The sequence below is a fragment of the Gordonia sp. J1A genome (assembly GCF_055393515.1).
The window spans coordinates 397,360-418,511 of sequence record NZ_AP041607.1 but is presented as its reverse complement, the minus strand read 5'-3'; the positions used below and the strand labels follow the sequence as shown (position 1 = coordinate 418,511).

General features: G+C 70.0%; 17 protein-coding genes. 10 read left to right on the top strand and 7 right to left on the bottom strand.

The window, feature by feature from the left end:
• The first annotated feature begins 7 nt into the window (after positions 1 to 7).
• The 3 genes from ACZ5QD_RS02005 to ACZ5QD_RS01995 all read left to right on the top strand — a co-directional run bounded on the left by ACZ5QD_RS02005 (position 8) and on the right by ACZ5QD_RS01995 (position 6,028).
• Positions 8 to 4,654, top strand: a complete 4,647-nt coding sequence (locus tag ACZ5QD_RS02005; protein ID WP_464367064.1) for an ATP-dependent helicase — start codon at positions 8 to 10, stop codon at positions 4,652 to 4,654.
• Positions 4,655 to 4,656: 2 nt separating this feature from the next.
• Positions 4,657 to 5,442, top strand: coding sequence for a DNA-formamidopyrimidine glycosylase family protein (locus ACZ5QD_RS02000; RefSeq protein ID WP_006896512.1), 786 nt, complete (start codon positions 4,657 to 4,659; stop codon positions 5,440 to 5,442).
• An 82-nt stretch (positions 5,443 to 5,524) separates the two neighbouring features.
• A complete protein-coding gene (locus ACZ5QD_RS01995; protein ID WP_006896513.1) occupies positions 5,525 to 6,028 on the top strand; it encodes a nuclear transport factor 2 family protein in 504 nt (167 codons plus the stop codon).
• A 6-nt stretch (positions 6,029 to 6,034) separates the two neighbouring features.
• On the opposite strand, the gene ACZ5QD_RS01990 is transcribed toward ACZ5QD_RS01995, so the two are convergent.
• The gene (locus ACZ5QD_RS01990) at positions 6,035 to 6,457 is read right to left on the bottom strand and encodes a pyridoxamine 5'-phosphate oxidase family protein (protein ID WP_039867448.1); all 423 of its coding nucleotides are present in this window, start codon (positions 6,455 to 6,457) and stop codon (positions 6,035 to 6,037) included.
• An 80-nt stretch (positions 6,458 to 6,537) separates the two neighbouring features.
• Complete coding sequence (locus tag ACZ5QD_RS01985) at positions 6,538 to 8,280, bottom strand: glycerol-3-phosphate dehydrogenase/oxidase (protein WP_006896515.1); 1,743 nt, start codon at positions 8,278 to 8,280, stop codon at positions 6,538 to 6,540.
• Positions 8,281 to 8,331: 51 nt separating this feature from the next.
• On the opposite strand from ACZ5QD_RS01985, the gene glpK reads away from it, so the two are divergent.
• Genes glpK through ACZ5QD_RS01970 form a run of 3 tightly spaced genes read left to right on the top strand, consistent with a single transcriptional unit; the run spans position 8,332 to position 10,757 of the window.
• The gene (gene glpK, locus ACZ5QD_RS01980) at positions 8,332 to 9,840 is read left to right on the top strand and encodes a glycerol kinase GlpK (RefSeq protein WP_082781277.1); all 1,509 of its coding nucleotides are present in this window, start codon (positions 8,332 to 8,334) and stop codon (positions 9,838 to 9,840) included.
• 38 nt (positions 9,841 to 9,878) lie between these two features.
• Positions 9,879 to 10,262: an ArsR/SmtB family transcription factor gene (locus ACZ5QD_RS01975; protein WP_006896517.1), complete on the top strand. Its 384-nt coding sequence runs from the start codon at positions 9,879 to 9,881 to the stop codon at positions 10,260 to 10,262.
• 9 nt (positions 10,263 to 10,271) lie between these two features.
• Positions 10,272 to 10,757, top strand: coding sequence for an SRPBCC family protein (locus ACZ5QD_RS01970; RefSeq protein ID WP_346075812.1), 486 nt, complete (start codon positions 10,272 to 10,274; stop codon positions 10,755 to 10,757).
• On the opposite strand, the gene ACZ5QD_RS01965 is transcribed toward ACZ5QD_RS01970, so the two are convergent.
• Positions 10,726 to 12,144 carry an MFS transporter gene (locus ACZ5QD_RS01965; RefSeq protein WP_346075814.1) on the bottom strand — a complete coding sequence of 473 codons (1,419 nt, stop codon included), beginning with the start codon at positions 12,142 to 12,144 and terminating at the stop codon, positions 10,726 to 10,728. The genes ACZ5QD_RS01970 and ACZ5QD_RS01965 overlap by 32 nt on opposite strands.
• Complete coding sequence (locus tag ACZ5QD_RS01960) at positions 12,141 to 13,544, bottom strand: NAD(P)H-quinone dehydrogenase (RefSeq protein ID WP_278126741.1); 1,404 nt, start codon at positions 13,542 to 13,544, stop codon at positions 12,141 to 12,143. Before ACZ5QD_RS01960 ends, ACZ5QD_RS01965 begins: the two co-directional genes overlap by 4 nt.
• A gap of 121 nt (positions 13,545 to 13,665) precedes the next feature.
• Here ACZ5QD_RS01960 and ACZ5QD_RS01955 point away from each other — a divergent pair, with 121 nt between their 5' ends.
• Positions 13,666 to 14,157, top strand: coding sequence for a gamma-glutamylcyclotransferase (locus ACZ5QD_RS01955; RefSeq protein WP_006896521.1), 492 nt, complete (start codon positions 13,666 to 13,668; stop codon positions 14,155 to 14,157).
• Between the two features lie 73 nt (positions 14,158 to 14,230).
• On the opposite strand, the gene ACZ5QD_RS01950 is transcribed toward ACZ5QD_RS01955, so the two are convergent.
• On the bottom strand, positions 14,231 to 15,409 hold the full coding sequence (locus tag ACZ5QD_RS01950) for an amidohydrolase (protein WP_062367052.1): 1,179 nt from the start codon (positions 15,407 to 15,409) through the stop codon (positions 14,231 to 14,233).
• On the bottom strand, positions 15,406 to 16,101 hold the full coding sequence (locus ACZ5QD_RS01945) for an enoyl-CoA hydratase/isomerase family protein (protein WP_006896523.1): 696 nt from the start codon (positions 16,099 to 16,101) through the stop codon (positions 15,406 to 15,408). The genes ACZ5QD_RS01950 and ACZ5QD_RS01945 overlap by 4 nt, the downstream gene beginning before the upstream one ends.
• A gap of 65 nt (positions 16,102 to 16,166) precedes the next feature.
• Between ACZ5QD_RS01945 and ACZ5QD_RS01940 the strand changes: the two genes are divergently transcribed.
• The 3 genes from ACZ5QD_RS01940 to ACZ5QD_RS01930 are packed head-to-tail and all read left to right on the top strand — an operon-like array spanning position 16,167 to position 19,187.
• Complete coding sequence (locus ACZ5QD_RS01940) at positions 16,167 to 16,979, top strand: purine-nucleoside phosphorylase (RefSeq protein ID WP_062367053.1); 813 nt, start codon at positions 16,167 to 16,169, stop codon at positions 16,977 to 16,979.
• Positions 16,980 to 16,983: 4 nt separating this feature from the next.
• On the top strand, positions 16,984 to 18,543 hold the full coding sequence (locus ACZ5QD_RS01935; protein ID WP_062367055.1) for a phospho-sugar mutase: 1,560 nt from the start codon (positions 16,984 to 16,986) through the stop codon (positions 18,541 to 18,543).
• Complete coding sequence (locus tag ACZ5QD_RS01930; RefSeq protein WP_375002346.1) at positions 18,540 to 19,187, top strand: hypothetical protein; 648 nt, start codon at positions 18,540 to 18,542, stop codon at positions 19,185 to 19,187. The genes ACZ5QD_RS01935 and ACZ5QD_RS01930 overlap by 4 nt, the downstream gene beginning before the upstream one ends.
• Here ACZ5QD_RS01930 and ACZ5QD_RS01925 read toward each other — a convergent pair.
• Positions 19,184 to 21,106: an ABC transporter ATP-binding protein gene (locus ACZ5QD_RS01925; protein ID WP_464367063.1), complete on the bottom strand. Its 1,923-nt coding sequence runs from the start codon at positions 21,104 to 21,106 to the stop codon at positions 19,184 to 19,186. The genes ACZ5QD_RS01930 and ACZ5QD_RS01925 overlap by 4 nt on opposite strands.
• Positions 21,107 to 21,152: the final 46 nt, after the last annotated feature.

Below are 21,152 nucleotides of genomic sequence, written 5' to 3'. Positions count from 1 at the left end.
TCGGAGCATGCATCCGGCCACGCAGCGGTGGTTCAGTGACGCGTTCGGCGCGCCGACCCGAGCCCAATCCGGAGCGTGGACGGCGATCGCCCGCGGCGAGAACACGCTCGTCGTGGCTCCGACCGGGTCGGGCAAGACCCTCGCAGCCTTCCTGTGGGCCATCGACTCGCTGTACCGCGAGCGGATCGACGCCGCGACCGGCGGCAGTGCGAGCACGGCTCCGGGCGTCCGGATCCTCTACATCTCACCGCTCAAAGCACTCGCCGTCGACGTGGAGCGGAACCTGTCGGCACCACTGGTGGGCATCGCGCACGCGGCGCAGATCATGGGACTCGACGCACCGTCGATCACGGTCGGAGTCCGGTCCGGGGACACGGCGGCGGCCGACCGCCGACGGCTGCAGACTCATCCACCCGACATCCTGATCACCACGCCCGAATCGCTCTACCTGATGCTGACCTCCTCGGTGCGTGAGACCCTCACCACGGTGACGACGGTGATCGTCGACGAGGTGCACGCCGTCGCAGCGACCAAGCGGGGCACGCACCTGGCGCTCTCGCTCGAACGGCTCGATGCGCTGCTCGAGCGGCCCGCGCAGCGCATCGGGCTGTCGGCGACCGTGCGGCCCGAGGAACTCGTCGGCGAGTTCCTGGCGGGCGAGGGCGACTGCACCGTCGTGAAGCCGCCCGCGGCGAAGACCTTCGACCTCTCCGTGGACGTGCCGGTGGAGGACATGACCGCCATCCCGCCGCCGAACACCGGGACGGACGATCTCGACGACGCCTTCTCCCCGACCGCCGGTTCCCTCTGGCCCCATGTGGAGTCGGCGATCGTCGACCGCATCGAGGAGAATCGCTCGACGATCGTCTTCGCGAACTCTCGTCGTCTCGCCGAACGTCTGACCGCCCGGCTGAACGAGATCGGCGCCGAACGCGCGGGCATCGAGTTCGACCCGGACCGACCGAATCCGACGGTGCCCGGCGGGATGCCCGCCTACGTCTCGGCCAGTGGAGACACGGCGGGCGCGCCTGCCGTCCTCGCCCGCGCCCACCACGGCTCGGTGAGCAAAGAGCAGCGTGCACAGATCGAGGACGATCTGAAATCCGGCACGCTCCGGTGCGTGGTCGCAACGAGCTCACTGGAACTCGGCATCGACATGGGTGCCGTCGACCTCGTGATCCAGGTGGAGGCCCCACCGTCCGTCGCGGCCGGGCTGCAGCGCATCGGCCGCGCCGGACACCAGGTCGGCGAGGTGAGTCGCGGCGTGCTGTTTCCGAAGCACCGCACCGACCTGATCCACTGCACGGTGGTGGCGCAGCGAATGCTCGCCGGCCGCATCGAGGAGCTCTCGGTCCCGGCAAACCCGCTCGACATCCTCGCCCAGCAGACCATCGCGGCCACCGCCGTCGACGATCTCGACGTCGACGAATGGTACGCGACCGTCCGGCGCGCGATGCCGTATCGGACCCTCACCCGCGACGTGTACGACGCCGTCCTCGATCTGATCTCCGGCCGGTACCCGTCCGACGAATTCGCCGAACTGCGCCCGAGGGTGGACTACGACCGCGCAGCCGGGCGGCTCACCGCCCGGCGCGGCACCCTGCGCCTGGCGGTCACCTCCGGCGGAACCATCCCCGACCGCGGGCTGTTCGGCGTCTTCCTCGTGGGTGGGACCGACCGCGCGGAAAGCAGCCAGCCCCGCCGGGTCGGAGAGCTCGACGAGGAGATGGTCTACGAGTCACGGGTCGGCGACGTGTTCGCCCTCGGCGCGTCGAGCTGGCGAATCGAGGAGATCACACACGATCGGGTGCTGGTCTCGCCCGCGTTCGGCATGCCGGGGAGGCTGCCGTTCTGGATCGGCGACGCCGTCGGTCGTCCGGCCGAACTCGGTGCGGCGATCGGTGAGTTCATCGGGATCGCAGGCGATGCGGAGAAGCTCGCCGCACTCGCCGCCGAACTCGGGCTCAGCGCCAACGCAGAGCGCAACCTGTCGGCGCTGATCGCCCAGCAGCGCGATGCCACCGGCGTGCTCCCGACCGACCGCACCCTCGTACTGGAACGCTTCCGCGACGAGCTCGGCGACTGGCGGCTGGTGCTGCACTCCCCCTACGGCCTGCGGGTCCACGCACCGTGGGCCGGTGCCGTGGCCGCGCAGCTCTCGGCACGTCTCGGCATCGACGGGGCCACCACTGCCACCGACGACGGCATCATCGTGCGCCTCCCCGACACCGATGACGATCCGCCGGGAGCCGACGTCTTCCTCCTCGACCCCGAGCACATCGAAGCGGACGTCACACGCGCGCTGGCCGATTCGTCGCTGTTCGCGTCGCGGTTCCGCGAGTGCGCCGGGCGGGCGCTGCTGCTTCCGCGCCGTGATCCCGGAAAACGCGCCCCGCTGTGGCAACAGCGGCAGCGCAGCGCCCAACTGCTGGCGGTGGCGTCGCGTTTCGGCGACTTCCCGATCATTCTCGAGACGGTCCGCGAATGTCTCTCCGACGTCTACGACCTGCCCTCGCTGGTGGACGTCCTCACCCGCATCATGCAGCGCAGGATGCGGATCACCGAGGTCGAAACGTCCACCCCGTCGCCCTTCGCGGCCTCGATGCTGCTCGGCTACGTCGGCTCATTCATCTATGACGACGACGCCCCGCTCGCCGAACGCCGGGCGACCGCGCTGTCCCTCGACACCGCTTTGCTCGCCCAGCTCCTCGGCCGCGTCGACCTACGTGAGTTGCTCGATCCCGCAGTGATCACGGAGGTCGTCGCGCGGCTCCAGCGGACGGCTCCGGAACGGCGTGCGCGCGACGATCAAGATGTGGTGGACCTGCTGCGGTGGCTGGGACCGTGCACACCCCGACAGATCGCCGAACGCTACCGGGGCGACGACCCACTCGCCGTTCCGCTCGACGAGGTGCTCGAGCGACTCCTCGCCGACGGCCGCTTGATCGAGGTGCCCTTCCGCGGCGCGACCGCTCTGGCCTCGGTCGACGACGCAGCGCGACTCCGCGACGGCCTCGGCATACCGCTGCCGCTGGGCGTCCCGGTCGCCTATCTGCAGGCTGTCGCCGATCCCCTGGCCGACCTGGTGCACCGTTATGCCCGCACCCACGGACCGTTCACCACCGCCGATGTCGCGGAAGCTCTCGGCATGGCACCCGCGGTGGTGACGCGGACCCTCGAAGAGCTCGCGGCGCGACGAACTGTGATCGAGGGCGAGTTCATTCCGCTCCCGCCCGAACCGCAGACCGGCCGCACCCCGAGCCAGTGGTGCCATTCCGACGTCCTCACCCAGCTCCGCCGCGGATCGCTGGCGGCCGGGCGCGCCGAAGTGGAGCCGGTCAGCGCCGAGGCGTACACCCGATTCCTGCTCGGCTGGCAGCACGTCACCGGGAAGTCACGGCTGCGCGGCGCCGCCGGCGTCGCGGCCGTCGTCGAACAGCTCGCCGGACAGCCGATACCGGCGTCGGCGTGGGAGACGCTGGTGCTGCCGGCGCGGGTGGAGGACTACCGGCCGTCGATGCTCGATGAGCTGACCGCCTCCGGCGAGGTGATCTGGTCCGGACACGGGGCCATCGGCGGGGCCGACGGCTGGGTGGCCCTGCATCTGGCCGACGCCGCCGCACTCACCCTCCGGCCCGCCGAGGACGCCGAACCGACTCCCGCTCAGGAAGCGGTCCGGACCGCTCTCGACCGGGGCGGGGCCCTGCGCTTCCGCGAACTGTCCGACGCGCTGAACAGCGCAGAACACGCGATCCCCGACGGTGAACTGCCCGACCTGCTGTGGGATCTCGTGTGGGCCGGAATCATCACGAACGACTCGTTCTCGGTGGTCCGCGCCGCGCTGAACCCGCCGCGCAGCGCACGATCGTCGGCCACCTCCGCCCACCGGACTCGCGGTCGGCCGCCGCGTCTGCGCGCCGCACGGCTGTCGTCGCAGTATCTGGCGGGTGCTGCGGGTACGGCAGCCACGCCGCCCACGGTCGGGGGGCGATGGTCGGTGATCCGTCGCATCCCCGTCGATCCGACCACTGCTGCCGCTGCCACCTGCGACGTGCTTCTCGACCGCTACGGCGTGGTGACGAAGGGAGCCGTGACCGCCGAATCGACCGAGGGCGGATTCGCGCGAATCTACAAGGCGCTCGGCGTCTTCGAGGACAACGGCCAGGTGCGGCGCGGGTACTACATCGACGGGCTGGGAGGCGCGCAGTTCGCCGCCGGCCACACCGTCGACATCCTGCGCGAGTCGACTGTCGTCTCACGCGAGGAACGGTGCGCGGCGGTGGTGCTCGCGGCCACCGATCCGGCGAATCCGTACGGCGCGGCCCTCGACTGGCCCGAGCGAGCCGTCGAATCGGGGCATCGGCCCGGCCGGAAGCCGGGAGCGGTCGTGATCCTGGTGGGCGGACGCGCCGCGGTGTTCATCGAGCGCGGCGGAAAGACGGTGCTCACCTTCACCGCCGAGACCGAGCTCCTCGAGGCGGCCGCGGCGGCGCTGTCGCACGCGGTCACCACCGGGGCGGTGCCGCGCATTCACATCGATCAGGTCGACGGCGAGCCGGTACGCCGCACATCGCTGGGTGAGCGACTGGTCGCCTCCGGCTTCGCGACCACGCCCCGGGGACTGCGGATGAACTACGACCCGAGGAGCCGGTAGCGGTGCCCGAAGGCGACACCGTGTTCCGTGCAGTGCATCGCCTCCGCACCGCGCTTGCCGGAAAAACCCTGAGCGACAGCGACTTCCGAATACCTCGCTACGCCACCACCGACCTGTCCGGTGCGCGCGTCGAGTCCGTGCGGTCGGTGGGAAAGCACTTGTTCATCGACCTGCTGCGTCCCTCGGGCATCCCGGTCTCGATCCACTCGCATCTGATGATGGAGGGCCTGTGGGATGTGCACACCATCGGTGCGAAGTGGCGCCGGCCGTGGCACACCGCACGTGTGGTGCTGCGTGCCGGAGACATCGAGGCCGTCGGCTTCGATCTCGGCGTCCTGGAACTGCTCGCCGATCCCGGCCCCGCGGTCGCCCATCTCGGCCCGGACCTGCTCGGCGACGATTGGGATGCGGCTCGCGCCGTCGAGAATCTGGCCGCCGCCCCCGATACCCCGATCGGCATCGCTCTCCTCGACCAGCGCAGTCTGGCGGGTGTCGGCAACGTGTATCGCAGCGAACTCTGCTTCATGCGGCGCGTCCACCCGGCCACACCGACGGCCGCGGTCGACCTGCCGCCACTGGTAGACCTCGCGCACCGACTGTTGACGGCCAACCGCCTGCGCGTCACCCGCGTCACCACGGGCGCCACCGGCCGCGGCCGGGAACTGTGGGTGTACGGCCGCGACCGTCGTCCGTGCCGCAGATGCGGTACCGCCGTCGAACGCGGGATGCTGGGCGAGCCGCCGGCCGAGCGCAGCATCTATGTGTGCCCGCGATGCCAGACACGGTGACGCGGATGCATCGAACCCCTAGGGTCGGGCGCAAGGCCGGTCGACCCGGGCGTCGACCCCCATCGCGACGTCAGGAGGACGAATGGACATCGAACAGCGCGTGACCGCACTCGAGAAGATCGAAGCGATCAAGGAACTCAAGTACCGCTATTGGCGCGCCTGTGACGCCAAGGATCCCCGCGGATTCCGTGACGCCTTCATCGCCTCCGGCGCCCGGATCGATTACGGCCGCCTCGGCGCGTTCGACGACGTCGAGCCGATGGCGCGGATCTTCACTCAGGTGGCACTGCACGAAGTGGACGGTCACCACGTCATCCTCGACATGCATCACGGGATGCACCCGGAGATCCGGCTCACCGGTGAGGCGTCTGCGACCGGCCGGTGGACGCTGCGATTCCGACAGCTCAACCTGTCGGACCGTACCGAGACGATCGCCACCGGCGAATACGACGACGAGTACGTCGTCGAAAACGGCGAATGGAAGATGTCGAAGTGCGTCTTCACCGAGACCTGGTCGGTGACACGCCCACTCGACACCGAGGCGATCATCACCGAGGGCGCCTTCGCCGCCGAGTCGGCCGGGTGAACCGGATCAGCGGATCTCGTGGTCGGGCTCGGGCCCGAAGACGAACCGCCTGCCGGTGATCTCCTCCACGGCGATCTCCACGTATGTCGTCCGCACCGTGGGAATCCAGGGGTTGAGCGGGGTCTGGTCGGCCGCTTCGATCTCCGCGGAGTCTCGGAGGATGCGGGCCCGCCCCTTGGCCACCACGCTCCACCCGATCCGGCTGGTGAAGGCGTCCACCTCGATCACTGCTCGGTCGTTGACGGCGAGCTCCGCCAGCTTGGTGCCCTCCGAGGTCCGGAACAGGATCTTGCCGTTCGACACGTAGATGTTCACCGGGAACACGTCCGGCTGCCCGTCGACGCAGACCGCCAGCCTGCCGAGGACGCTGCCCTCCAGCAGTTCCCACGACTGTTCGTTGCTCAGGTTCTCCACCGGCTCCGTACTCATGGCCCCAGTCTGGCCCACGACCCCCCGGGCTGTACAGGGCACTTGGTCTGTGAGCCGGGCGACGTGAGTCGGATTCGCCGCTAATCCGGAACGGGAACCGGTTCGAGGATCTCGCGGCGCGCCTCCGGTGCCGCGGCACGCAGTGCATCGGCGGAGGCGTCGTCGGGCTGGCGCTGCGAGGCGATCTCGGCGTCCACCCGCGCCTTGTACGTCGCCACCTCGGTGGCGACCCTCGTCTCGTCCCATCCCAGGATCGGGGCGATCAGCTCGGCCACCTCCTGCGCGCAGTCGACTCCGCGGTGGCTGTACTCGATCGCGATCCGCGTGCGACGGGCGAGCACGTCCTCCAGGTGGAGTGCGCCCTCGGCCCACACCGCGTAGACGATCTCGACCCGCAGGTACTGCGGTGCCGCCTGTAGCGGCTGCAGCAGCGATTCATCGGCGTCGGCGTAGTACAGAACGTCGTCGAGCAGTGAGCCGTAGCGGTTCAGCAGCCGGCGAATCCGGTAGGGATGCAGGCCGAACCGCTGGCCCAGGTGCTCGCACTGGTTGATCAATGCGAAGTAGCCGTCGGCCCCCACCAGCGGCACCCGCTCGGTGATCGACGGTGCGACACGGGTGGGGATGTAATCGTTGCAGGCGTCCACGGCGTCGGCCCCCATCACCCGGTAGGTGGTGTACTTGCCGCCCGCGATCGACACCAGGCCGGGCGCGACGACGGCCACCGCATGCTCGCGCGAGAGTTTGGAGGTCTCGTCGTCCTCACCGGCGAGCAGTGGTCGCAGCCCGGCGTACACACCTTCGATGTCGTCGTGCGTCAGCGGGGTCACCAGTTCCTGGTTCACCCGGTCGAGGAGGTAGTCGATGTCTTTGCGCGTGGCGGCGGGGTGCGCGAGGTCGAGGTTCCAGTCGGTGTCGGTGGTGCCGATGATCCAGTGCGTCTCCCACGGGATCACGAAGAGCACCGAACTGGCCGTCCGCAGGATGATCGCGGTCTCCGAGACGATCCGGTCGCGCGGGACCACGATGTGCACTCCCTTGGACGCACGCACCTTGAAGTGACCGCGCTGCTTCGAGAGCGCCTGCACCTCGTCGGTCCACACGCCGGCCGCGTTGATGACGCAGTGCCCGCGCACCTCGGTGGTCTCCCCCGTCTCCGAATCGCGGACCTTCACGCCCATCACCCGATCGGACTCGGTGAGGAAGCCGACGGCCTGCGTCGAGGTCCGGATCACCGCACCGTACTGCGACGCGGTGCGGGCGAGGGTGAGGCTGTGACGGGCATCGTCGACGACCGTGTCGTAGTACCGGATACCGCCGATCAGCGAATCGCGCTTGAGGCTCGGCGCCACGCGCAGCGCACCCGACCGCGACACATGCCGTTGTCCCGGAACCGATTTGGCGCCGCCCATCCGGTCGTAGAGGAAGAGGCCGGCGGCCATGTACGGGCGCTCCCAGAAGCGGCGCGTGAGCGGAGCGAGGAAGGGCAGCGGCTTCACCAGATGCGGAGCGAGCAGGCGCAGCGACAGCTCGCGCTCACGCAGCGCCTCCCGAACCAGGCCGAACTCGAACTGCTCCAAGTAGCGGAGCCCGCCGTGGAACATCTTCGACGAGCGGCTCGAGGTGCCGGACGCGATGTCGCGCGCCTCCACGAGCGCCACACGAAGACCGCGAGTGGCCGCGTCGAGCGCCGCACCGACGCCGACCACTCCGCCGCCGACGACCACGATGTCGAACTGTTCAGAGCCCAGTCTGCGCCAGGCCTCGTCGCGATAGGCGGGGCTGAGGTCGGCGGGCCGATCCGGATTGAACTCGCTCTCCATATTTCGCAAGACTACCCGAGGGTAACCGGCCGTCATGCCAGACTTGACGGCGTGAAATCGGATGCTCAGTACGTCGCCGCAATCGATCAGGGAACCACGTCCACCCGGGCGATGATCTTCGACCGCAAGGGGTCTGTGATGATGAGCGAGCAGGTGGAGCACAGACAGATCTTTCCCCGCGCCGGCTGGGTGGAGCACGACCCGATGGAGATCTGGCGCAACACCCGTCGCGTGGCCGCCGCCGCGCTGGCGGCGGCGCAGCTGCATCCGGGGAACATCGCGGCATGCGGGATCACCAATCAGCGGGAGACCACCGTCGTCTGGGATCGGCACACCGGCACTCCGATCCACAACGCGATCGTCTGGCAGGACACCCGCACCGATGCGCTGTGCGAGGAACTCGCGGGCGAGCACGGCGTCGACCGCTATCGCGAGCGGACCGGGCTGCCGCTGTCGACGTACTTCGCCGGGCCGAAGGTCGCGTGGATCCTTGACAACGTCGAGGGCGCCCGCGATCGCGCCGAGGCCGGCGACCTGCTGTTCGGAACGATGGACAGCTGGCTGGCGTGGAACATGACCGGCGGCGTCGACGGCGGGCTGCACGTCACCGACGTGACGAATGCGTCCCGCACCATGCTGATGGATCTGCATACGCTGCAATGGGATCCGGAGATCTGCGCGGACCTGCGCATCCCGATGTCGATGCTTCCCGAGATCCGGTCGAGCTCCGGTGTGATCGGGAGCCTGCGGACCTCGGGCTCCCTCCCAGATGTGCCGCTGGGCGGCATCCTGGGCGACCAGCAGGCCGCGATGTTCGGCCAGGCCTGCCTGGAACCCGGCGAGGCGAAGAACACCTACGGCACCGGCAACTTCCTGCTGCTCAACACCGGCACCGAGGCAGTGCTCAGCAAACACGGCCTGCTGAGCACCGTCTGCTATCGACTGGGCGATGAGCCGGCACGCTATGCGCTGGAGGGATCGATCGCGGTCACCGGCTCCCTGGTCCAATGGCTGCGCGACAACCTCGGGATCATCGACACGGCCGCCCAGGTGGAGGAGTTGGCCCGCCGAGCCGACGACAACGGGGGCGTCTACTTCGTCCCGGCGTTCTCCGGGCTGTTCGCGCCCCGCTGGCGACCGGATGCGCGCGGCGTGATCGTCGGGCTCACGCGGTTCGCCGACCGCACGCACATCGCACGCGCCGTCCTGGAGGCCTCCGCGTACCAGACGCGCGAGGTGATCGAGGCGATGCAGGCCGACTCGGGCGTGCACCTGCAGACGCTGAAGGTGGACGGCGGCATGGTCGTCAACGAGCTGTTGATGCAGTTCCAGTCGGACATCCTGGATGTCCCCGTGGTGCGGCCGGTGGTGAACGAGACCACCGCGCTGGGCGCCGCATACGCGGCCGGCCTCGCCGTCGGCTATTGGTCGAGCACCGATGAGATCCGCGACAACTGGGCGCGCGGCGGGCGGTGGGAACCGCGGATGTCGGAGTCCGACCGCACACGGCTTTTCGAGGGCTGGAACCGCGCGGTGACGCACAGTTTCGATCTGGCATGAGCCATTGACATACAACCGATTAGTTGTATGTTTGAGAGGTGACCGAGGACGACGAGGACCGCGCTGACGCGCTGTTCCACGCCCTCTCCGACCGCACACGGCGGGACATCCTCCGGCGGGTGCTGGCCGGCGAGCACTCGGTCACCGCGTTGGCGGAGAAGTACGACATGAGCTTCGCCGCGGTACAGAAGCACGTCGCCGTCCTCGAACGGGCCGGTCTGCTGGTGAAACGCCGTGCGGGCCGCCAGCAGATGGCGTCCGGCGACGTGAACGCTGTGCGCTCGGTGTCGGCGATGCTCTCCGACATCGAACAGATCTGGCGGGGCCGCATCGCCCGCGTCGACGACTTGCTCGCCGCATCCCCGGCCCCGACGACCGACACCACCGATCCCTCTGACATCCCACGAGACCATCGACCCTGAGGACCAGCCATGCCTGTCATCGACGTCCAGACCGACACGGACGCTCTCACCCTGACCATCACCGCCGAATTCGCCGCGCCTGTGGAGCGCGTCTGGGAGGTGTACGAGAACCCGCGCCGACTCGAGAAGGTGTGGGGACCGCCCGAGTACCCGGCGACCTTCGTCGAGCACGACTTCACTCCCGGCGGACGCGCCACCTACTACATGACCAGTCCCGAAGGTGAGAAGTTCGGGGGCTGGTGGCGCTTCGAGACAATCGACCCGATGTCGTCGTTCACCTTCGAGGACGGTTTCGCCGATGCCGAACTCAAGCCGCTCGACGGCATGCCGGTGTCGCAGAACCGCTACGTCTTCGAGGCCACCGACAGCGGCACGCGCGCTGTCTTCACCTCCACCTACGAGAGCGCCGAGAACCTCCAGAAGGTCTTGGAGATGGGCATCATCGAGGGAGCCTCGGCGGCGATCAACCAGATCGACGACCTCCTCGCCGCGTAGGCGAATCGGGCTCGCGCATGCGGCGGTCGACGGCGAACTCCCGCAGCGCGACCGCGATGCCGCAGAAGGCCAACGCGGCGAAACCGAAGCTGAGGACCCTGGCCGATCCCACGATGTCGGGGCCGCCCAGAGCCACCAGCAGACCCGCCAGCGCCGAGCCGCAGGCGTTCGCGATCAGCTGGCTGGTGTTCAGTCCCGCCGACGCCTGGGCGGCCTCCGCTTCGTCATCGGTGACCCGCAGACCCGCGGTGAACCAGTGCGCCATCGCCATGCCGATGCCGCAGCCGCCGACGAACAGCACCGCGTACCACGCCACGATCACGCCGGGCGAGGGGTCGCGCATCTGCAGCAGGCCGTACAGGATCAGCCCCGACCCCAGCAGGAGCGGACCGCAGATCCGGACCGCTCGCCGCCCGCGCTCGCTCTCGATTCCGCTCGCGGAGATCGAGGCGACCGTCCATCCCCAGGACAGTGCCGCTCCGAGGAAACCGGCGGCGAGCGGCCCGAGCCCGCCGATCCGCTGCCCGAACAGCGGCAGGAAGGTCTCCACCGTCGACACCGCGGCGAGAACCAGGATCGCCAGGTAGATCCATCGCAGCGGCGACCGGCCCCGATAGGTCGTCTCCGGCAGCACTCGGGAACTCGCCCGCCGCTCCCAGCCCACGAAGCCCAGGCCCGCCAGCACGGCGAAGGCCAGCAGCGTCCACGTCGCGATCCCGTGCACCAGCGAGGCCACGCTGATCGCTCCGACCGCCGTCGTCAGCAACGCCAGCGACATCCACGGAACCGCGGCGGCCGGTTCACCGGATGTGCGCCGTGCGGGAAGCGCCCGAAGCGTCATCGCGATCAGCGCCAGCGCCAGGAGGGTGAGCAGGCCGAATGCCCCACGCCAGAAGTGGATCTGGGCGAAGAATCCGCCGACCACGGGTCCGACGAAGTTGCCGACTCCCCACATCGCCGACATCAGGGCGATGGACCGCTGCCACAGATGAGGAGCCAGCACCAACCGCACCACCGCGAAGCCCAGGCCGCCGAGGAGACCGGCCCCGAATCCCTGCAGGGCCCGGCCCACCAGCATCACGGTCATGGTCGGCGACGCGCCGGCGACCACCGTGCCCGCAGCGAACAGCGCGAAGGCCCACACGTACGACCGCCTGGCCCCGAGCCCGGCCAGCCAGCGGCTCACCAACATCGACGAGATCACCGAGACCACCAGGAAGACGGTCATCGTCCAGGCGTACAGGTCCTGACCGCCGATGTCGGCGACCGCACTGGGCAGCAGCGAGGTGGTCAGGTAGACGTTGATCGCGAACAGCGCCACGCCGCCCGCCATCACCACCATCGGCGCGCGGTTGTCGCGCCCCAGCAGTTCCCGCCAGGTGCTCAATCCAGATCGTCGTGCCGGACGAGCTGGCGGGCGGCCTCGGTGATCGATCCCGACAGGGACGGGTACACCGAGAACGTCTGTGCGATCTCCGAGACCTGCAACTTGTTCTCCACGGCGATCGCGATCGGCAGAATCAGCTCCGAAGCGTTGGGCGCGACCACCACGCCGCCGATCACCACGCCGGTCGCCGGGCGGCAGAAGATCTTGACGAAGCCGCGGCGCAGACCGCTCATCTTGGCGCGCGGATTGGTCGACAGCGGCAGCATCACGGTGCGCGCCGGGTACTCCCCCGCGTCGATGGCCTTCTGCGAGACACCGACGTTGGCGATCTCGGGCCGGGTGAAGATGGCCGACGCCACCGTCTTGAGCCGGATCGGGCTCACGCCCTCGCCGAGCGCGTGGTACATGGCGATGCGTCCCTGCATGGCGGCCACCGAGGCGAGCGGCAGCACCCCCGTGCAGTCGCCGGCGGCGTACACGCCGGGCGCCGATGTGCGGGAGACCCGGTCGACGGTGATGTACCCGCCCCGATCGGTCACCACGCCCGCCTCCTCCAGGTTCAGCGAACCGGTGTTGGGGACCGAACCGACCGTCATCAGCACGTGGGTGCCCGTCACCTCCTTGCCGTCCGCGAGGTGCACGGTGGCGGAGTCCTCATCGCGCGTCACCCGGTCGGCGCGCGCGTACTTGATGAGGGTCACTCCGCGCTCGGAGAAGGCCTCCTCCAGGACGCGCGCGGCATCCTCGTCCTCGTGCGGAAGCACGCGGTCCCGGCTCGACACCAGCGTCACCTTCACACCCAGCTCGGTGTACGCGTGGGCGAACTCGGCGCCGGTGACACCCGATCCGACGATCACCAGATGCTCGGGCAGCTCGGCCAGGTCGTAGAGCTGGCGCCAGTTGAGAATCCGCTCCCCGTCCGGCTGCGCCGTCGGCAGGATCCGCGGCGACGCCCCGGTGGCGATGAGCACCACGTCGCTCTCGTAGGTCTCGGTGCTGCCGTCGGCGAGCGTCGCCACCACTTCGTGCGCTCCGATTCCGGTTCCCGTCCGACCGAGCCGTGCGGTTCCATTGACGATCGTCACGCCCTCGCTGATGAGACGTGAACGGATGTCGGCCGACTGCGCGAAGGCCAGATCCTTCACCCGCTGGTGGATCTGCGGCAGGGTCACCATCGCCTGGTCGGTGGCGATGTTGATGCCGAGGTCCACGGCACGGCGCACCTCGGTGCGGATTCCGGTGGACGCGATGAACGTCTTCGACGGAACGCAGTCCCACAGCACGCACGCGCCGCCGATCCCGTCCGAATCGATGACCGTGATCTCCGCGCCGTAGGCCGCACCGGTCAGGGCCGCCTCGTAGCCGGCCGGCCCACCACCGATGATCACGATCTTCGCCACTGTGCACACTCCTTAGACACGACTCTGGACTCCGTGAACAAACTTATCCCCTGGCTGCTGCGCGCGCCGCCCGGACCGGCCGGTGTTCCCTCATCGGCCACCGACCGAATAGGCTGGCGACGTGCCGATCTATGCCGCCTACGCGTCGAACATGGACCCTGCCCAGATGCTGGAGCGGGCTCCGCACTCGCCGATGGCCTCGACCGGATGGCTCAACGGCTGGCGGCTGACCTTCGCGGGCGACGACATCGGCTGGGAGGGTTCGCTCGCCACCGTGACCGAGGACCGCGACAATCCCGACGCGCGCGTATTCGTGGTGCTCTACGACGTCACCGCAGAGGACGAGAAGAACCTCGACCGCTGGGAGGGCACCGAGCTCGGCGTGCACCGCAAGATCCGTGCGCGAGTCGACACCGCCGACGGACCGGTACTGGCGTGGCTGTACGTCATCGACGGCTACGAGGGAGGTCTGCCGTCCGCGCGGTATCTCGGCGTGATGGCCGATGCGGCCGAGATCGCCGGCGCGCCCGCGGACTACGTCGAGCGGCTGCGCCTGCACGAGGCGCGCAACGTGGGTCCCGGGCCCGCGGAGCCGATGGACAACGAAGGCTGACCGCGGTCGGGAAGAATTTTGGCTCCCGGAGCGGTCTGAGAGGCCGTTGCGGGAGCCAAAATTTTTCGGCCGCTCAGTCCAGCTCTCCGGAGAGCACGACTCCCGCGAGCGTCGCGACGCCCACGCCGAGCGCGCGCTCATCGATGTCGAAGTTCGGCTGGTGCAGATCGCACTGCTGGCCGACGCCGGTCCACACTCCGAGCCTGGCCATGGCGCCGGGCACCGACTCCAGATACCACGCGAAGTCCTCGCCGCCGGGCGACTGCGGCGTGTCGACCGCTGCCGCCGGACCGATGGCCTCCACGCTGCGGCGCAGCATCGCGACACTGTGCGGGTCGTTGACCACCGGCGGCACACCGCGCACATAGGTCAAGTCGTAGGTGACTCCCAGCGGCGACACCAGTTCGCCGATGATGCTCCGCACCAGCGGCTCGAGGTCCTGCCACACGTCGCGGTCGCCGGTCCGGACCGTTCCGCGCAAGCGTCCCTCCTGCGGGATCGCGTTGGGGGCGTCACCGGAATGCGCGGCACCCCATGCCATCACGGTGCCCGAGCGCGGGTCCACCCGGCGCGACAGCAGTCCGGGGAGCCCGGTGATGACGGTGCCTATCGCGTACACGAGGTCGGCGGTCAGATGCGGACGCGAGGTGTGCCCGCCGGGCCCGCGCAGATGCACTTCCACACGATCGGCCGCGGAGGTCAGCGCACCCGCGCGCAGACCGACCGTTCCGGCCGCCAGGTGCGGATCGCAGTGCAGCGCGAAGATCCTGGTGAGTCCGTCGGTGACTCCCGCATCGATCGCGTCGAGCGCACCGCCGGGCATCACCTCCTCGGCCGCCTGGAACAGGAGCCGGACCCCGAACGGCAGTTCGCCGCCGGTCTCGGCGAACTCGGACAGCAGCAGCCCGGTGCCGAGCAGAATGGCCGCGTGCGCGTCGTGCCCGCAGGAATGCGAGACACCCTCCACCCGCGAGGTGAACGGAAGTCCGGTCTGCTCCGGGATCGGCAGCCCGTCCAGGTCGGCGCGCAGCCCGATGCGCGGCTTGTCGGCCGGCCCCAGATCGCAGACCACCCCGGTGCCCTTCGGCAGGATCTTCGGGGACAGGCCCGCATCGCTCAGGATCTGCACAACCTTCGCCGTGGTCGCGAACTCGGCCATCGACAGCTCGGGTTCGGCGTGGATCTCCCGGCGCCACGCCACCACGCGGCCGAGATTCGATGCGAGCCAGGCGTCGATCACGGGAGAACTCACAGCAGTGTCTCGGGGGTCGGGGCGGTGAGGTCCTCCAACAGCGGCAGTCGCAGCGCGCGCTTGACGGCACCGAGGTTGTCGCCGGCGAAGGACGCGCGCTCGCGGGCGACCTCGCGGGCGCGGTCGAGCAGGCGGTCGGCCTCGACCGCCTCGTCGACGATCCCGCCGGCGACGGCGTCGGCGGCACCGTAGCGGCGGGAGGTCAGCATCGCCTCGGTGAGGGTCGCATCGGGAACACGCGTGCGCAGCAGACCCGCCATCCCGCGCGGGAAGGGCATGTTCAGCGCCGCCTCCGGCAGCGACCAGAACCCGCGGTCGGAGCGCATGATGCGGTAGTCGGCGCAGAGGGCGAGCATCGCTCCGGCGCCGAACGCGTGGCCGTTGATCGCCGCGATCGTCGGCGTCGCGGCCGTCACCACCTTCGCGTACAGGGCGTGGACGGCATCGAGATACGCCGGCAGCGGCTCCGCACCGGAGAAGATGTAATCGGTGTCGAGGCCGTTGGTGAAGAACTTGCCGGTGGCGCTGATGATGAGCGGCTTCTTCGCGGCGACGGCCTCATCGGTCAGCTCCGACACCCGGGCCATCCACTCACGGCCGAAGCGGTTCTCCGGATTCGCCTCGTCCAGTTCCATGCCCTCGGTACCCAGGTACAACTCGGCGGCGTCTTCGGTGAGAGTCAAGTACGGCATGGCAGAAACCTTATCGCCGCACACCTCGGCAGGAGCAGGCACGGGTGAGACACTACGGTTGCCTCATGGATCCAACCGTCGATCATGACGCCGCGGCAGCCGCCGCGGCCGCCGTCATCGCCACCGCTACCGACTGTCCCCGCCACGACGTGGCCGTCGTCCTGGGATCCGGGTGGGCACCGGCTGCGGCGGCGCTCGGCACGCCGGTCGCGCGACTGCCGATGGCTGACATCCCCGGCTTCGGGACCCCGTCCGCGCGGGGACACGCGGGCACCGTCGAGTCGATTCAGCTCGGCGAAACCCGCGTGCTCGTCCTGCTCGGCCGGATCCACGCCTACGAGGGCCATGCCCTGGCGCGCGTGGTGCACCCGGTACGGACCGCGGCCGCCGCCGGCGCGCACACCGTCGTCCTGACGAACGCGGCGGGCGGCATCCGTCCCGGACTCGAGGTGGGCCGACCCGTGCTCATCGCCGACCAGATCAACCTCACCGGCCGGTCCCCGTTGGAGGGCGCGCACTTCGTGAACATGGTCGACGCCTACAGCCCGGCGCTGCGTGCGGCGGCCCGCCGCGTCGACCCCGAACTGGCCGAAGGCGTATACGCGGGACTGCCCGGTCCCCAGTACGAGACGCCCGCCGAGATCCGCATGCTCGGCGTGATGGGGGCCGACCTGGTGGGGATGTCCACCGTGCACGAGACGATCGCGGCCCGGGCGGCCGGCCTCGACGTCCTCGGACTGTCGCTGGTCACCAATCTCGCGGCGGGAATCACCGGGGAGCCGCTCGACCACGCGGAGGTCCTGGCCGTGGGCCGCGAGTCGGCCGAGCGGATGGGCCGGCTGCTCGGCGCGGTCATCGGCGCGCTCGCCGAACGGTGAGCCGATGCTGACCTTCGGAACCGCCGGTCTGCGGGGCCCCGTGGCGCCCGGGCCCGACGGGATGAACGTCGCCACGGTGACCCGCGCGACGGCGGGCCTGGCCGACTGGCTGATCGCGCGCGGACACGCCGGAGCGCCCGTCGTCGTGGGCCGCGACGCCCGCCACGGCTCGGAGGAGTTCGCCGCGGCGACGCGCGAGGTCCTGGCCGCGAGGGGATTCGACGTGATCGCGCTGCCCGGCCCGGCGCCGACGCCGGTGACGGCCTTCGCGACCCGCGTGCACGGCGCCGCCGCCGGCGTGATGATCACCGCCTCACACAATCCGCCGCGTGACAACGGCTACAAGGTGTACCTGGGCGATCCGCCGTGCCCGGGCGCCCAGTTGGTGGGCCCCGCCGATCGGGAGATCGAGGCCGCGATCGCCGCGACCGGACCGGCGGAGACGATTCCCCGGAGACCGGTGGCTCCGGACCGACGAGCCCGCGCCGCGCGCGCCGACTACCTGGCGCGGATCTGCGCACGCTTCGAGGGGGCGATTGCGCGGCCCCTGCGGATCGCGTTGACACCGTTGCACGGCGTCGGCGGCGACCTCGCGGTGGAGGCGCTCGCCCGCTGCGGATTCTCCGACGTGCACGTGGTCGGCGAGCAGTTCGCTCCCGATCCGGACTTCCCCACGGTCGCTTTCCCGAACCCCGAGGAACCCGGCGCCACCGACCTGCTGCTGGCACTGGCCGACGACGTGGACGCCGATCTCGCGGTCGCGCTCGACCCGGACGCCGATCGCTGCGCGGTAGGCATCCGCGACGGCGACCGCTGGCGCATGCTCACCGGCGACGAGACGGGGGCGCTGCTGGGCACCTGGGTCCTCGACGCCGTCGCCGAGTCGGCGGTGCCGCACGGCGACCGCCCGGTGGTCGCCAGCTCGATCGTCTCCGGCACGCTGCTGCACGCCGCGGCGCTGCGTCGCGGCGCCGACGCCCGCCGCACCCTCACCGGGTTCAAATGGCTCGTTCGGGCGGGCGAACCGCTCGTCTACGCCTACGAGGAGGCGCTCGGGCACTGCGTCGACCCGGCTGCCGTCCGCGATAAGGACGGAATCAGCGCGGCGGTGGCCGCCGCCTTCCTCGCGTCGTCCTGGATCGGGCGCGGCGGGCTGGCCGCGGCACTCGGCGCGCTGCACGCTGAGAACGGCGTGCACGTGACGGCACCGCGGTCGCTCCGGCTCGACGATCCGTCCGAGATCGCTGCGATCATGGCCGGTCTGCGCACCGCGCCGCCGGCGGCGCTCGCCGGCATCCCGGTGACGGCCGCCGACTACGCCGAACGCACCGACGGCCTGCGAACCGACGGCGTGGAGCTGACCGGTCGGCGGCCGGACGGCGTCGCTCTGCGCGTCTTCGCCCGTCCGAGCGGAACCGAACCGAAACTCAAGTACTACGGACAGCTGAGCGCGCCGGTCGCGGACGGTAGCGTCAGCACCGTGCACCACGAGCTGTCGCAGCTGTTGGACGACGTCCTGGCCGAGCTTCCGGCCGGTCGTCGCGGGGAGGAGATCCGACGATGAGCTATCCGCAGTATCCGGATCCGGGGTATTCGCAGGGCGGGCCCCCGACCGGTCCTCAGCCACCCCGCAACCAGTCGCCCTGGTCGTCGCCGGCGGTGCTGGTCGCGATCATCGCCGGCGTGGTGCTGCTGATCGGCGGGATCGCCGCCGCCGTCCTGTACTCGCAGGGGAGGAAGTCGGACACCGCGGCCCCGGTCTCGTCGTCGAGTCCACCGACGACCGTCACTCATACCGCGACCGGCACTCCGACGCCGCCCACCGTCACCGCGCAGCCCACCACCACCGCGCCGACGATCCCGACCACCGCGCCGGGCTCAGGTCCGGTCACCGTCCCCGGCGCCGACCGCCAGGGCTTCCTGTCCGGGCCGCGCTGCAACGCCTCAGAGGACGACGCGGTGTTCGTCGGATACACCGAGCGCTCTCGCGTCGTCATCTGCCAGGTGGGCACACAGACCGGCCGCTACTACTACAAGGGCGAGGCCGACGGTGACACGGTCGAGGTGGGGTATCCGACCCGCAGCGGCGACACCTTCGTCGCGACCAACGGCAGCGTCGACTACGTGGTCTCCCCCAGCTCGCTGACGATCCGGGAGAACGGCTCGACGCTCACCGTGGAGCCGATGGTCTCCAGCTGGGTGGATTAGCGGCCCGCTCCTCCGCTCGCGGTCGTGGTGCTCGGAGTCGGACCGGTCGCGAACTGCGTCCGGTAGAGCTCGGCGTAGCGGCCGCCGCGTTCCAGCAGCGATCGGTGGTCGCCGCGCTCGACCACCCGGCCTGATTCGAGCACGATGATCTCGTCGGCCGCCCGGACCGTGGAGAGCCGGTGGGCGATGACCAGCGACGTCCGCCCCGTCAGCGCCTCCGCGAGGGCCGCCGAGACGGCGGCCTCCGACGTCGAGTCCAGGTGCGCGGTGGCCTCGTCGAGGATCACCACCGACGGTCGGGCGAGCAGCAGCCGCGCGATGGTCAGCCGCTGGCGTTCGCCGCCCGAGAGGCGGTAGCCGCGTTCGCCGACCACCGTGTCCAAACCGTTGGGCAGCGAGCGGACCAGATCGTCCAGACGCGCCCGCGCCAACGCCTCCCAGAGTTCGTCGTCGGAGGCGTCCGGCCGGGCCAGCCGCAGATTGGCGCCGACGGTGTCGTGGAAGAGGTGCCCGTCCTGCGTGACCAGGCCGACGGTGCGGTGGATCGCATCCGACCGCAGGTCGCGGAGGTCCACACCGTTGAGCGAGATGCCGCCCTCATCGACGTCGTAGAGCCGGGTGGCCAGCGACGCGACCGTCGACTTGCCCGCGCCCGAACTCCCGACGAGAGCGACCATCGAGCCGGCGGGGACCTCGAAGTCGACCTCGTGCAGGACCGTGCCGCCGGTGCGGGAGTCCAGTTGCGCCACATCCTCCAGCGAGGCCAGGGACACCTTGTCCGCGGACGGGTACCCGAATGAGACGTTCTCGAATCGGACCGTGACGCCGTCCGCGGCGTCGGGTACGGTCTCGGCCCCGGGGCGGTCCACGATCAGCGGCCGCAGATCGAGCACCTCGAAGACCCGCTCGAAACTGACGAGCGCGCTCATCACCTCCACGCGCGCATTGGCCAGCGCGGTCAGCGGCGCATACATGCGGGTGAGCAGCAGAGCCAGTGAGACCACCGCTCCGGCGGACAGATGCTGATGCACCGCCAGCCAACCGCCGAGACCGTAGACCAGAGCCAGAGCGAGTGCCGAGACGAGCATCAGCGCGGTGTAGAAGTAACTCTGCAGCATCGCCTGGCGGACTCCGATGTCTCGAACGGCGTCGGCGCGGTCGCCGAACTCCTTCGATTCGATCTCCGGGCGCCCGAAGAGCTTCACGAGCGTGGCGCCCGGAGCGGAGAAGCGCTCGGTCATCTGCGTCGACATCCGCGCGTTGTGATCCGCGCTCTCCCGCGCGAGCCCCGCCATCCGGCTGCCCATGCGTCGCGCCGGCACCACGAACACCGGGAGCAGGATGAGGGCGAGCACGGTGATCTGCCAGCTGATCGCGACCATCACGCCCAGGGTCAGCAGCAGGGTCACCACATTCGACACCACCCCCGAGAGGGTGTCACTGAAGGCGCGCTGCGCGCCGATCACGTCGTTGTTGAGCCGGCTCACGAGCGCACCCGTCCGGGTTCGGGTGAAGAACGCGACCGGCATCTGCTGGACGTGGTCGAACACGGCTCGGCGCAGGTCCAGGATCAGCCCCTCACCGATGTTCGACGACAGCCACCGCGTGCCGATCGAGGCCGCAGCCTCGGCGACGGCGATCGCCGCGATCAACAGCGCCAGCATCACGATCTCCCGGCCGGCGGCCGAGCCTCCGGATCCGATGAGGTTGACCACCCGGCCGGCCAGGAGCGGCGTGACGACGGTGAGTACCGCGGTCACCACCGACAGCAGGAGGAAGGTGATGATGCGCCGCCGGTGCGGGCGCGCGAAACCGCTGATCCGGCGCAGTGTCGCCCGCCGGTCCGCCCGGGCCGATTTCGCGTCGGCGGCGTGCATCGACTTGTACATGACGTCCCATGCGACCGATTCCATGCTCATCGCAGATCGCCCCGTTCGGTGCTCATGACTTACAGTGCACTTCATC